Origin of the sequence: Streptomyces sp. NPDC096013, from assembly GCF_044763565.1 — a bacterium.
Classification (GTDB): Bacteria; Actinomycetota; Actinomycetes; order Streptomycetales; family Streptomycetaceae; genus Streptomyces.
Genome location: NZ_JBIWGK010000003.1, coordinates 31,599 through 44,491 on the forward strand (window position 1 = coordinate 31,599; position 12,893 = coordinate 44,491).

The window sequence follows — 12,893 nt, forward strand, 5'->3', positions numbered from 1 at the left end:
AGGGGGAGGCGCATGGACCGCACGGTCATCGCCTACGTCATCTATCTGATCGTCAGCATCGGACTCACCGTCTGGGTGGCCCGCACCCTCAGCCGCAACGGACGGATCTTCCTCGCCGACGTCCTCCGGGGGAACGAGAAACTCGCGGAGGCCGTGAACCACCTCCTGGTGGTCGGCTTCTACCTCGTCAACCTCGGGTTCGTCGCCCTCTACCTGAGCGGCGACGGCACCATCGACGACACCCGGGGCATCTTCGAGGCCCTGTCGACGAAGGTGGGCGTGGTACTGCTGGTGCTCGGGGTGATGCACCTGGGGAACGTGTTCGTGCTGAACAAGATCCGGCGGCGCGGGGTCATGGAGCGGGAGCAGATACCGCCCATCGCGCCGCAGGGCTGGGTTCCGCCGACGGCCGGGGCGTGACGGGGGTGGCCCCGGCCGTCGGCGGGACCCGGGACCGGGACGCCTCGCGCGTCCCGGTCCACGGGCTCACCGTCCTCTACGACGCCGACTGCTCCCTGTGCACCTTCGTCCGCGACTGGCTCGTACGGCAGCCGCAGCTGGTGCCCCTGGAACTCGTACCGGCGTCCTCCGAAGAGGCCCGGCAGCGCTTCCCCGGCCTCGACCACCGCGCCACCCTCGACGAGGTCACCGTCATCGGCGACTCCGGGCAGGTCTACCGGGGTGCCGCCGCCTGGATCGTCACCCTGTGGGCCCTGCGTGAACAGCGGCCCCTGGCACACCGGCTGAACACCCCGGCCGGGGCCCGGCTCGCCCGGGGCGCCGTCCTCGCCGCCGCCAAGTGGCGCGGGGCGCAGTGGGGCGCCGGCCGGTGGGGCGGCGGGGTGTACCGGCAGGGGGACGGCTGGTCGTACGACCCGCACCAGGGGTGGAGCTACACCGCGCCGGGCTGCGCGGACGGTTCCTGCCCCACTGGATAGGCTCTCCTTCCGTGCCCGCGAAGAACGACAGCCCCCGAGCGGACGGCGGTACGCCCGCCAGGTCCGCGAAGTCCGAGCAGACCCGTGCGCTCATCCTGGAGACGGCCATGCGGCTGTTCCAGGAGCACGGCTACGACAAGACGACGATGCGGGCGATCGCCAAGGAGGCGGGCGTCTCGGTCGGCAACGCGTACTACTACTTCGCCGGCAAGGAGCACCTGATCCAGGGCTTCTACGACCGGCTCGCCGAGGAGCACCGGGTCGCGGTCCGCGAGGTGCTGGACCGGGAGACCGACCTGGAGGCGCGGCTCGCGGGCGTGCTGCGGGTGTGGCTGGACATCGCGACGCCGTACCACGAGTTCGCGGTGCAGTTCTTCAAGAACGCCGCCGACCCGGACAGCCCGCTCAGCCCGTTCTCCGCGGAGAGCGAGCACGCGCGTGTGCAGGCCATCGGCGTCCACAAGGAGGTGCTGCACGGGGCGAAGACCAAGGTGGCGCCGGAACTGCGGGACGTGCTGCCGGAGTTGATGTGGCTCTCGCAGATGGGGCTCGTGCTGTATTGGGTGTTCGACCGCACCGAGGGCCGCGAGCGGAGTTACCGGCTGGCCTCGCGCGGGGCCCGGCTCACCGCGCGCGGGGTGTCCCTCGCCCGCTTCCGGGTGCTGCGGCCGCTCGTCCTTGAGGTGCACGACCTGTTCACGGACTTCCTGCCGGGCATGACCCACGCGCTGCCCGACCCGGCGAAGGCGAAGAAGGAGAAGCGCGGGGCGCCCGCCGCCGGACCCGCCGACGACGAGCGCCCCTGAGACGCCTTGCCGTGAAACACCCTCCCGGGGAGCCCGCCCAGACCTCCGGCAGGCGCCCTTCGCCGGTCAGTTGACGGCGTCCACCCCGCCCTCCGCGAGCTCGACGTCGTGGATCAGCGGACCGTCCGTCACCGCCACATGGCGGGCGATCGAGCTGTACGAAGCGGCCGTCGTCGCCAGGAGATAGGTCCCCGGGCCCGGCACCGACACGATGTACGAGCCGTCCGCGAGGGTCTCGACGCGGTCCAGCTGACGTCCGCCCGCCGACAGCAGTGTCACCGCGGCGCCCTCCAGGGGCTCTCCCTCGGCCGTCCGGACGAAACCGTGGACGGCCGACGCCGGGCCCTCCGGGGCGGCCTGTACGGGCTCCTCGGCGGGTTCCACGGCGAGGTGCGGCAGCGCCTTGTCCAGCCAGCCGGGCAGCCACCAGTTGGACGCGCCCAGCAGGTGCATCGCGGCCGGCACCAGGGCCGTCCGCAGGATGAAGGCGTCGAGGGCGACCGCGGCGGCCAGGCCGACGCCCGCCGTCGCCGCACCGGAGTTGCCGCTCAGGACGAAGGCCAGGAAGACGCAGACCATGATCAGGGCCGCGCTGTTGATGACACGGCTGGTCTCCGCGAGCCCGACGCGGACCGCGCGGGCGTTGTCCTTGGTGTGGACCCACTCCTCATGCATCCGGCTCACCAGGAACACCTGGTAGTCCATGGAGAGGCCGAACAGCAGGGACAGCATGATGACCGGCAGGAAGGCGTTGATCGGGCCCTCCTTGCCGAGGCCGAGCATGTCCAGGCCCCAGCCCCACTGGAAGATCGCCACCAGGACACCGAAGGAGGCCGCCGCCGCGACGAGGTTCATCAGGGCGGCCGTCAGCGGGACCACCAGCGAGCGGAAGGCCAGCAGGAGGAGCAGGAAACTCAGGCCGATGATCGTCGCGACGAAGAGCGGGAGACGGTCGCCCGTGACGGTCGCGAAGTCCTTCGAGATCGCCGTCACACCGCCCACGTGGCCGGTCGCACCGGCCCCGGGTATGACCTTGTCGCGCAGGGTGTCGATCAGGTCGTCCGTCTGCTGGGACTGCGGTGAGGTCTTCGGGACGACCTGGATCACCGTCACCCCGTGCGCGGGCGGCAGCGCGGCGACCCGGGCCACGTCCTCCGTCCCCTGGATGTCCTTGACCAGGGTGGCCGTGTCACCGCTCGAAGTGACCACCTGGAGAGGGCCGTTGAAGCCGGGGCCGAAACCGTCGGCAAGGAGGTCGTACGCCTGCCTGGTGGTCGTCGAGGAGTCGTCGTTGCCCTGGTCGGTGGCGCCGAGACGCAGCGACAGGACCGGGAAGGCGAGCACGGCCATGACGACGAGCGCGAACGCGGCGATCCGGCGCGGCCGCTTCTGCACGGCCGCCGACCAGCGGACCGCGAGGTTGTCGGTGCGCTCCGGCTCGACGCCGTTCGCGGCCAGCTTGCGGCGCTGCTTGCGGCTGAGCACCCGCATGCCCAGAAGGCCGAGCAGGGCGGGAAGGAGCGTCGTGGCGGCGAGCACGCTCAGGACCACCGTGAGCGAGGTGCCGATGACCACGCCGTCCAGGAAGCGCAGGTTCGTCACCAGCATCCCGGCGAGCGCGATGCACACCGTGCCGCCCGCGAACAGCACCGCGCGTCCCGAGGTGTTGAGGGCGATGACCGCCGACTCCTCGGGGTCCAGGCCGCGTTGGAGGCCGCGTCGGTGCCGGGTGACGATGAACAGGGCGTAGTCGATGCCGACGCCCAGACCGATCAGGGTGGCCAGCAGCGGGGCCAGGTCGGGGATGTCGGTGGTGTGGCTCAGGAGCTGGGTGGAGAACAGGCCCGTGCCGACGCCGAAGACCGCGACGCCGATCGGGAGCAGGGCCGCGTAGAACGAGCCGAAGGCCAGGAACAGGACGACGGCCGCCGCGAGGATGCCGACGCCCTCGGCGATGCCGCCCGGCGGCTCCTCGACGCGCTGGACGGCCTGGCCGCCCAGTTCGACCTGGAGGCCCTTGCGTTCGGCGTTCTGGGCGGTGTCCACGACCTTCTGGACGAGGTCCTTGGGGACGGCGTTCGCCTGGTCGGCGAAGGTGATCTGCGCGTACGCGATCGTCCCGTCGGAGCTGATCTGGCCCGCGCCCCGGGCACCCGAGTAGGGGCCGGTGACTCCGCCGACGCCCTTCATGCCGGCGATCTTGTCGAGCGCGGGCTGGATGCGGGACTGCACGGACGGGTCCTTCACCGAACCCGAGTCGACCTTCCAGACGACCGTGTCGGTGTCACCCGAGGTGGTCGGGAAGGCCTTCGCCATCTGGTCGTACGCGCTCTTGGAGTCCGTGTCCGGGAGGGAGAAGACGTTCGCGTAGTCCGTCCCGGCCGTCGAGGCCGACAGACCCAGGCCGAACAACGCCCCCACCCACAGCAACAGGACCACCAGCCGGTGCCGATAGCACCACCGTGCCAATGCCGCCACGCTCAACGCTCCTTATTCGCAACCGAGTTGAATCGGTCGATCTGTCGATCGGTCGGATGGTCCCCCAGGTCCTGGGCTACAGAATTGGCGGCGGCACGCACGCGTGGACACGTATCGGCCATGACTCTCAAGGAACTCCAAAGACCGAACCGGCCCGACTGTCGGTGCCGCGGCCGATACTGGGGGCATGACGGCTCCAGGAACCGTGCTGGTGGTGGAGGACGAACCGAGCATCGCCGACGTCCTCGCCATCGCGCTGCGCTACCACCGCTTCGAGGTGATGGTCGCGGGCACCGTGCGCGAGGCGCTCGCCCTCGCCGAGCGCACCCGCCCCGACTGCGCGCTGCTCGACGTGATGCTCCCGGACGGCGACGGCCGCGCCCTGGCGCGGGAACTGCGCGCCCGCAGGCCCGACCTGGCGCTGGTCTTCCTCACCGCGCGGGACGCGCCGGCCGAGATCGTCGGCGCCCTCGGCTTCGGCGACGACTACATCACCAAGCCCTTCGACATCGACGTGGTCGTCGCCCGCATCACCGCCGTCCTGCGCCGCACCCGCCCCGCCGACGTCCTCCCCCAGCGCCCGCCCCTGCGCTACGGCGACCTGGAGCTGGACGAGACGACGTACTCGGTGCACCGAGCGGGCAACTCGGTCGAGCTGACCCCCACGGAGTACGCCCTGCTGCGCTTCCTGGTGCGCAACGGCGGCCGGGTCGTGCCCAAGGAGCAACTCCTGCGCCACGTCTGGCAGTACGAGCACACCCCGCCGGAGTCGACCGTCGTGGAGACCTACATCAGCTATCTGCGGCGCAAGCTGGAGACCCTGGGACCGCCCGTGATCACCACGCGGCGGGGCGTCGGATACGGCCTGGCATGAACTTCCGCCTGCCGAACTGCGAGCGCGGCGCCCACTCCCTGCGCGCCAAGCTGACCCTGGCGAACCTCGTGCTGCTGGCGCTCGGCATCGTCATGGCCACCGCCGTCAGCCTCATGGGCATGCGGCACTATCTGCTGGCCCAGGTCGACACCGAGCTGACCAAGTCCCGTGACTCGCTGAGCGGTTCGCAGCTCACCATGGCCCAGCTCAACATGCTGAGCACCCTGTCGGGCCTCGGCGGCCAGCTGATGTCCCAGCGGAGCGCCGCCTCGGCGAGCCCGGACAAGGTGTTCGCGGCGGTCGACGCCCACGGCAAGGTGCTCACCATCGCCGGTTTCGCCCCGACCGCCGACCAGCGGGCGCTCGCCGCCCTCTTCAGCGACCCGGCCGCGCTGGCCGCCGACGGCACACCGCGCGACATCTCGCTGGGCGACGACCCGTACCGCGCGATCGGGACCCGGCTCGCCGACGGCACGTACATCCTGATCGCCGCCTCCACCGGCGGCCTCCACCACGCCATGGCCAAGGCCCTCAAACTGGACCTCGCCTTCGGCAGCCTCCTGCTCGTCCTGCTCGCCGCGCTGACCATGATGAGCGTGCGCCGCCGGATGCTGCCGCTGGAGGACATGGTCGAGACCTCGACGGCCATCGCGGAGGGCGATCTGACCCGCCGGGTGCCCTCCAGCCACCATCCCACCCAGGAGGTCGAGCAGCTGCGGGTCGCCCTCAACTCCATGCTCCACCAGGTGGAGTCGGCGTACCGCACGCGCGAGCGCACGGCGGCCCAGCTGCGCCGCTTCGTCGCGGACGCCTCGCACGAGCTGCGCACCCCGCTGTCGGCGATACGCGGCTACCTCCAGCTGTACGACAAGGGCATGCTGACCGAGCCCGGCGAGCGCAAGCGGGCCTGGGACCGGATGAACGCGGAGGCGGACCGCATGGGCCGGCTCGTCGACGAACTCCTCATGCTGGCCCGTCTGGACCAGCGGCCCGAACTGCGCTTCCGCAGCGTCGATCTGAGCCGCCTGGTGCGCGACGCCGCCGAGGACCTCCGGGTACAGCAGCCGGAGCGGCCCGTCACGGTCGGCGCCGACGGCTCCCTCCTGGTGCGCGCCGACGAGTCGGGCCTTCGCCAGATACTCGGCAACCTGGTGACCAACGTCCGCACCCACACCCCCGCGGACGTGCCCGTGCGACTCGGTCTGGAGCGCGAGGACGGCGTGGTACGGCTGTGCGTCGCGGACCAGGGTCCTGGGCTGTGCGAGGACGACGCGGCGCGCATCTTCGACCGCTTCTTCCGCGCGGGCGGCGGCGCGGGCAGCGGTCTGGGGCTGGCGATCGTGCAGGGCGTCGTCCAGGCGCACGGCGGGGATGTGGCGGTGCGGACGGCGCCGGGCGAGGGGCTCGCGGTGACGGTGACCCTGCCGACACGGACGCCTGTGCCGTCGTAGGACGGCGTGGGTGGCGCAACCGCTGTCAGGGGGTGCCGGCCTGGACCAGGGCCCACACCGTCTTGCCGTGGGCGCCGCGGCTCCAGACGCCCCAGGCGGCCGCGATGCCTTCCACTAGGTGGAGTCCGCGGCCGGCCTCCTCCAGGTCCGTCACGGCCCGCAGCCGGGGTTCGGCCCGGCCCTCGTCCGACACCTCTATGAGGCAGGAGCCGTCCGCGAGGGCCGTCACCGCCACCTCGAACTCCCGCTCCAGGACCGGCCCGTGGCGTACGGCGTTGGTCGCCAGCTCCGACACGAGCAGCACCGCGTCCAGGAGCGCCGGATCATCGCTCCGGTGCCCCCAGTCGGCCAGGTGGTCCCGGACCCGGCGCCGGGCGAGACCCACGGAAGCCGGGTGCCGGGGCAGCCGGAAGGAGTTGCGTCTGACCACGTCGGCTCCTCACCCCACGCACACCTCCGTCACATGGTGCTGCCTGCGCCCGCCGTCCGGTGTCACTCGGACAGAAGATCGAACGAAGGTCAACGGAGCGGGAGCCCGCCCGAGGGGCCGCGACCGCCTCAGATCCAGTCCAGCGCCCACAGCCGGAACACGCCGGTGCCGTCCGTGAGATAGGAGATGCCGCCGACGTCCTCGCTGCTCACGACGTACTCCTTGCGCTGCCACAGCGGGATCAGCGGCACATCGCCGGCCACGTCCGACTGGAGGGTGCGGAAGTCGTCGTCGACGCGGCTGCGGTCGGCGAACTTCTGGCTGCTGAGGATCAGTTGGTCGACGAGCTTGTTGCTGTAGCCGGTGTTCATCGTCGACCCGGTGCCGACGAGCGGCGAGCCGAAGGTGTCCGGGTCCGGGTAGTCGGCGACCCAGCCGACGGCGTACGCGTCCAGCTTGCCGGTCGCCCAGCGCTTCTGGAAGTCGGTCCACTCGTAGCCCTTGACGTCCACCTTGAACAGTCCGCTCGCCTCCAGCTGCTTCTTCAGCTCGGCGGCCTCCTCCTTGCCCGCGCCGTGCCCGATGCCGTAGCCGTAGGTGAAGCGCACCGGGAGGGAAACGCCGGCCTCTTCGAGGAGTGCCTTCGCCTTCTTGGTGTTCTGGGAGGGATAGTCGTCGAAGAACGACGTCGTGTGGCCGACGATCCCGGTGGGGATCAGCGAGTACAGCGGGTCGACCGTGCCGTCGTACACCGTGGCGGCCAGTTGCTCGCGGTTGATCAGCCAGGCCATGGCCCGCCGTACGAGGACGTCGTGCAGGGGCGTGCCCTTGCGGGTGTTGAGGTACAGGTTGCGGGTCTCGGAGCTGTCCGCCTCCGACACGCGCTGGTTCGGGTCGCTCGCGGAGAGCCCGGAGAGCATCTTCGGGGGCAGCTGCCGGGTGGCGACCTGGACCTGCTTCGCCTGGTACCCCTTCTGGAGCGCGTCCGAGTCCGCGTAGTAGCGCAGCTCGATCGGGCTGCCGGTCTTCTTGACGGCACCCTTGTAGTGGCTGTTCGGCGAAAGGACCGCCTTCTTGTCCTTCGTATACGCGGACAGGGTGTACGGCCCGGTGCCGTCTACCTGGTAGCCGTTGCGCGGGGCGTCCTTCGGGTACTTGGTGCTGTCGACGATCGCGCCGGCACCGGTGGCCACCTTGAACGGGAACGTGGCGTCCGGGGACGACAGATGGAAGGTGACCGTCATCCCGGAGGCCTCGACCGAGCCGAGCGTGGAGAGCAGCGACGACGGACCCACGTCCGAGTTGATCTTCTTGACCCGATCGAAGGAGAACTTCACGTCCTCGGCGGTCATCGCGCGCCCGCTCGGGAACGTGAGCCCCGAGCGCACCACACAGCGGTACGTCGACAGCCCGCCGCCCACGAAGGCGCAGCTCTTGGCCGCGTCCGGCACGGGAGTCGTACCCCCGGAGTCGAACGTCATCAACGACTGGAAGACGTTGCTGTACAACGCCCAGGAACCGGCGTCGTACGCGGCGGCCGGGTCGAGGGACGTGACCGCGTCCGTCGTGCCGACCGTGATCGTCCTGTCCTTGCTCCCGTCCGACGGCAGCAACTGCCAGCCCCCGACTCCCACGGCCGCGAGAACCAGCAGCGTCGCGAGAATCCGTATGCGAACCGACCGCATCGGTGTGCCCTCCCAAGGGCCCTCCCGGGCCCCTCACATACGCCACTCCCCTAGTGGCGCGGATCACCTAACCACAGGAGTTTCATCCGAGGGAAGAGGGTTCTGCCGAGATGAGAAAGAACTTACCGACGCGTGTTAAATGCCCGTTTCACAGCCGGTTCCCGGCCGGCGCGCGGGCCTCCGTCCACACCGGCAACTAAGCCTGTTTCGAGGCCAGTTGGACGACCGTGATGTCCGAAGGCGCCCCCACGCGCGTGGGCGGCCCCCAGGCGCCCGCGCCCCGGCTGACGTACAACTCGGTGTCGCCGTACCGCTCCAGGCCCGCGACGGTCGGATTGGCCGCCGCCGCGATGAAGTTGCCGGGCCACAGCTGGCCGCCGTGGGTGTGCCCGGAGAGCTGGAGGTCGACGCCGTGCCTGACGGCCTCGTGGATCTGCACCGGCTGATGCGCGAGCAGCACGCACGCGCGCGTGGTGTCCCGGCCGCCGAGCGCCCTCCCGAAGTCGGGCCCCTGGCCCTCGCTCTCGCCCTGGAGGTCGTTGACCCCGGCGAGGTCGAATCCGGCGAGTTCGGTACGGGCGTTCTCCAGGGGATGGATTCCCAGCGTGCGGACCTCTTCCAGCCATTGCTGGGCGCCGGAGAAGTACTCGTGATTACCCGTGACGAAAAAGCTGCCGTGACGGGCCTTCAGCCCGGCCAGGGGTGCCGCCGCGGGCCCCAGGTTCTTGACACTGCCGTCGACCAGGTCGCCGACGACCGCGATCAGGTCGGGCTGGGTCGCGTTGATCGTGTCGACGACCTTCTGCGCGAAACCCCGGCCCAGGAGCGGCCCCAGATGGATGTCGCTGACCACCGCGATCCTGAACCCATGCGCGGACCGCGGCAGTTTGGCCAGCGGCACGGTGACCCGCTTGACGCTCGGCCCGCGCAGCACGCCGTAGGTGCCGTAGCCGACCGTCCCGACGGCCGCGGCGGCGGCAGCGCCTCCGACGACACGGGAGACGAACAGACGGCGGGAGGGGGCGCTCTGCGGCGTTTCCGGGGCCGCCTCGGAGGGGCTCTCCTCGGAGACCGGCGTGGAAGGGGCTACTGCGGAGGCCGCCTCGGAGGGGGCTTCTTCGGAGGCCGTTGCGGAAGGGGCCTGCGGGTCGCCGTTCGGCGCTGCCGTCCCGGACTGTCCGCGCCGTTCGAGGAACCGGCGCAGCAGCGGCCGTAGGACCTCTCCGGCGAGGACGGCCAGCAGCAGGTAGATCGCCAGGGCCATCCACAGGAAACCGGGCCAGCCCAGGGTCTGCTGGAGCCAGAAGGGCGCGCCGCCGCGTTCGGCGGCCAGGGCGGCGATCATCAGCACCGGGCCGGCGACGAGCACCACCGTGCCGGTGACGCGGGCGGGGCCCCACGCGCGCGTGGTGTCGCGGACGAGGCGGCGCCAGACGTACCAGTGGAGCCCGCCGAGGACGGCGACGGCGACCAGCGCCACGAGCGCGATCACGAGAACGGCCACTTCTTTATGAGGTCCGGCGCAGTGCGCGCAGTCCACGCAACCCGAGGCCCCCGATGACCGTCCCCCATACGAAGGACACGATGGCGAGGGTCAGATGCACCCAGAAGTACGCCGTCGGATGGCCGTCGTCGAAGGCCAGTCCGCTGCTGTCTTTGACCAGGTTTTTGATGAAAGTGACCCAGATGACCCAACTCCACACCCCGAAGGCGAGCAGGAACCAGGAGACGGGGCGGCTGAGCTTCATGCGTCCAGTATCGCCGTCGTCCCCGGGGGCCCGTGTCCGGGGTGGGGCGGGTGACGGGACTTCGGGTCCCCCGGCATGTACGTTCTCGTCCGTGCCCGCTCCGCTACAGACCATCAGGCGATCCCTGCTGGTGCTCTCCGCCGCCCTGTCCTCCCTCGCGCTGACCGCGCCCGTCGCCCTCGCGGCCCCGACCCCGGGTTCGTCGGCGACTCCCACGGCGACTCCCCCGGCGAACATGTCGTCGGTGGGCGGTGCCCGCCTCGGCCTGGCGGGGACGCAGGTCAACCTGACGTCCGGGGTCCCGGTGCTGCCGAAGGACGTGACCGCGCGGTCGTGGATCGTGAGCGACGCCGAGTCCGGCGCGGTGCTCGCCGCGCACAACGCCCATTGGCGGCTGCCTCCGGCGAGCACCCTGAAGATGCTGTTCGCGGACACCGTGATGCCGAAGTTCCCGAGGACGACCGAGCACAAGGTGGTCCCGTCCGACCTGGCGGGGATGGGCGCCGGTTCCAGCGTGGTGCCGATAAAGGAGGGCGAGAGCTACACGGTCCACGACCTGTGGCTCGGGGTCTTCCTGCGCTCCGGGAACGACGCGGTGCACGTCCTGTCGCACATGTACGGGGGCGTCGACAAGACCGTCGCCGACATGAACACGCACGCCCAGGACCTCCAGGCGCTGGACACGCACGTGGTGACGCCGGACGGCTACGACGAGCCGGGGCAGGTCTCGTCGGCGTACGACCTGACGCTCTTCGCGCGCTCCGGGCTCCAGAAGAAGGACTTCCGGGAGTACTGCTCCACGGTGAGCGCGAAATTCCCGGGCGGGACGACGAAGCAGAAGGGCAAGTCGGTCCGCGGGACCTTCGACATCCGCAACACCAACCGGCTGCTGAGCGGTGACGCGGACGTCTCGGTCTACCCGGGCATCGCGGGCGTCAAGAACGGCAACACCACCAACGCGGGCGCGACCTTCACCGGCGTCGCCGAACGCGGCGGCAAGGTGCTCCTGGTGACCGTCATGAAGCCGGAGAAGAAAGAGCACAACGAGGTCTACAAGGAGGCCGCGAAGATCCTCGACTGGGGCTTCCAGGCGGACGGGAAGGTCCAGCCGGTGGGTGAGCTGGTCCCGCCGAAGAACGTTCCGCAGGCGAGCGCGCAGCCGGGCGCGACGGCCTCCGGGGAGGCGGGCGGCGACACGTCCACGAAGCCGGCCGCCAGTGGACCGGCCTCGGCGGCGGCCTCGGAGGACGAGGGGTCGAGTGGCGTCGGGATCGCGCTCGCCGTAGCCGGCGGGCTGCTGGTGCTGCTCGCGGCCGGTGTCTTCCTGGTCAACCGGCGCTGGCCGCTGCCGGACCTGGTTCGGCGCCGTCGTCCCTGACCTTGGGGTTCTCGGTCTCGTCGGCCGGGTCGTAGGCGTCGTCCTCGGGGTCGTCCTTGCTCGGCGTCGCTGTCCAGGCGGCGCAGAACAGGACCAGCTTCGAGGTGAAGTTGATCCAGAGCAGCAGCGCCACGGGGACGCCGAACGCGCCGTACATGCTCTTCGCGGCGACACCCTGGATGTAGCCGCTCAGCAGCAGCTTGAGCAGTTCGAAGCCGACCGCGCCGATCAGCGCGGCCACGGCGAGCCGGCGGCGCGGGGGTTCGACGCCGGGCAGCAGCGTCAGGACGTACAGCAGAAGCAGGAAGTCGACGAGCACGGCGACGGCGAACGCGACGATGCGCAGCAGAATCCCGCCCCAGCCGCCCTCGGCCAGGCCCATTTCGCGGCTGATCCAGCCGACCAGGGCGGAGGCGACGGTCGAGACGGCGATCGTCGCGAGGACGGCGCCGCCCAGCCCGAGCAGCACTCCGGTGTCGATGAGCTTGCGCAGCAGGGGGTTCTCGTCGCGGTCGGGCAGCTCCCACACCGCGCGCAGACACTCCCGCATCGAGCCGACCCAGCCGATGCCGGTGAACAGCAGGACGGCACCGGCGATGAGGCCGATGGTGCCCGCGTTGTCCACCAGGGAACCGATGTTGAGCTGGTCGGAGATGCCGGGGACCTGCTCGGCGATCTTGTTCTGAAGGTCGTGCTGCTGGTGGGTGCTGAGGGTCGCGGCGGCGACCGCGGCGGCCACGGTCAGCAGCGGGAACAGCGCGATGAAGCTGATGAACGTCATGGCGGCGGCCAGCTGCGTCCACTTCACCCGGTCCAGCCGCTCGTACGACCGCCATGCGTGCGTGAGCATCAGGCGCGCCACCAGCGGCCCGATGACGGGGAGCTTCTTCAGCCAGTCCATGATCCGATTCTGCCCTCAGTCCATGACCTGAATGCGACCTCCCTCGCGGAGGACCGGTGTCCGGGTACCCCAAGAACGCGCACGTGCCACACGACTGGGCCGAACTTCCCCCATAGTGCGCGACATCCGACTAATCACCCATCTCGGGGAGGGCGCCGACGACGCACGGCGTATCGCCCATAAGGTGACGATACGGTCACAGGC

General features: G+C 70.6%; 12 protein-coding genes. 6 read left to right on the plus strand and 6 right to left on the minus strand.

Going from position 1 to position 12,893, the window contains the following annotated elements:
* Window positions 1-12: 12 nt before the first annotated feature.
* The 3 genes from ACIRB1_RS11745 to ACIRB1_RS11755 are packed head-to-tail and all read left to right on the plus strand — an operon-like array spanning window position 13 to window position 1,744.
* Window positions 13-420, plus strand: a complete 408-nt coding sequence (locus ACIRB1_RS11745) for a hypothetical protein (RefSeq protein ID WP_352182101.1) — start codon at window positions 13-15, stop codon at window positions 418-420.
* On the plus strand, window positions 417-938 hold the full coding sequence (locus ACIRB1_RS11750; protein WP_403465409.1) for a thiol-disulfide oxidoreductase DCC family protein: 522 nt from the start codon (window positions 417-419) through the stop codon (window positions 936-938). The genes ACIRB1_RS11745 and ACIRB1_RS11750 overlap by 4 nt, the downstream gene beginning before the upstream one ends.
* 11 nt (window positions 939-949) lie before the next feature.
* Entirely contained in the window at window positions 950-1,744 is a 795-nt protein-coding gene (locus ACIRB1_RS11755; protein ID WP_352182100.1) for a TetR family transcriptional regulator, read from the plus strand.
* 66 nt (window positions 1,745-1,810) lie between these two features.
* Here the strand turns inward: ACIRB1_RS11755 and ACIRB1_RS11760 are convergent, their stop codons facing one another.
* Window positions 1,811-4,213 carry an MMPL family transporter gene (locus tag ACIRB1_RS11760; RefSeq protein WP_403465777.1) on the minus strand — a complete coding sequence of 801 codons (2,403 nt, stop codon included), beginning with the start codon at window positions 4,211-4,213 and terminating at the stop codon, window positions 1,811-1,813.
* Window positions 4,214-4,409: 196 nt separating this feature from the next.
* Here ACIRB1_RS11760 and ACIRB1_RS11765 point away from each other — a divergent pair, with 196 nt between their 5' ends.
* Both ACIRB1_RS11765 and ACIRB1_RS11770 read left to right on the plus strand, forming a co-directional pair.
* Window positions 4,410-5,096, plus strand: coding sequence for a response regulator transcription factor (locus tag ACIRB1_RS11765; protein WP_352182099.1), 687 nt, complete (start codon window positions 4,410-4,412; stop codon window positions 5,094-5,096).
* On the plus strand, window positions 5,093-6,547 hold the full coding sequence (locus tag ACIRB1_RS11770; RefSeq protein ID WP_403465410.1) for an ATP-binding protein: 1,455 nt from the start codon (window positions 5,093-5,095) through the stop codon (window positions 6,545-6,547). The genes ACIRB1_RS11765 and ACIRB1_RS11770 overlap by 4 nt, the downstream gene beginning before the upstream one ends.
* 25 nt (window positions 6,548-6,572) lie before the next feature.
* Here the strand turns inward: ACIRB1_RS11770 and ACIRB1_RS11775 are convergent, their stop codons facing one another.
* From ACIRB1_RS11775 to ACIRB1_RS11790, 4 genes are all read right to left on the minus strand, one after another.
* Window positions 6,573-6,977, minus strand: coding sequence for an ATP-binding protein (locus tag ACIRB1_RS11775; RefSeq protein ID WP_352182097.1), 405 nt, complete (start codon window positions 6,975-6,977; stop codon window positions 6,573-6,575).
* 128 nt (window positions 6,978-7,105) lie between these two features.
* The gene (locus ACIRB1_RS11780) at window positions 7,106-8,662 is read right to left on the minus strand and encodes an ABC transporter substrate-binding protein (protein ID WP_352182096.1); all 1,557 of its coding nucleotides are present in this window, start codon (window positions 8,660-8,662) and stop codon (window positions 7,106-7,108) included.
* A 196-nt stretch (window positions 8,663-8,858) separates the two neighbouring features.
* Complete coding sequence (locus ACIRB1_RS11785; RefSeq protein ID WP_403465411.1) at window positions 8,859-10,166, minus strand: metallophosphoesterase; 1,308 nt, start codon at window positions 10,164-10,166, stop codon at window positions 8,859-8,861.
* A gap of 4 nt (window positions 10,167-10,170) precedes the next feature.
* Window positions 10,171-10,410 carry an SCO4848 family membrane protein gene (locus ACIRB1_RS11790; protein ID WP_352182094.1) on the minus strand — a complete coding sequence of 80 codons (240 nt, stop codon included), beginning with the start codon at window positions 10,408-10,410 and terminating at the stop codon, window positions 10,171-10,173.
* Between the two features lie 91 nt (window positions 10,411-10,501).
* Here ACIRB1_RS11790 and ACIRB1_RS11795 point away from each other — a divergent pair, with 91 nt between their 5' ends.
* Window positions 10,502-11,788 (plus strand): D-alanyl-D-alanine carboxypeptidase family protein, encoded by a 1,287-nt coding sequence (locus ACIRB1_RS11795; RefSeq protein ID WP_403465412.1) that lies wholly within the window; start codon window positions 10,502-10,504, stop codon window positions 11,786-11,788.
* Here the strand turns inward: ACIRB1_RS11795 and ACIRB1_RS11800 are convergent.
* A complete protein-coding gene (locus ACIRB1_RS11800) occupies window positions 11,739-12,689 on the minus strand; it encodes a YihY/virulence factor BrkB family protein (protein ID WP_403465413.1) in 951 nt (316 codons plus the stop codon). The genes ACIRB1_RS11795 and ACIRB1_RS11800 overlap by 50 nt on opposite strands.
* Window positions 12,690-12,893: the final 204 nt, after the last annotated feature.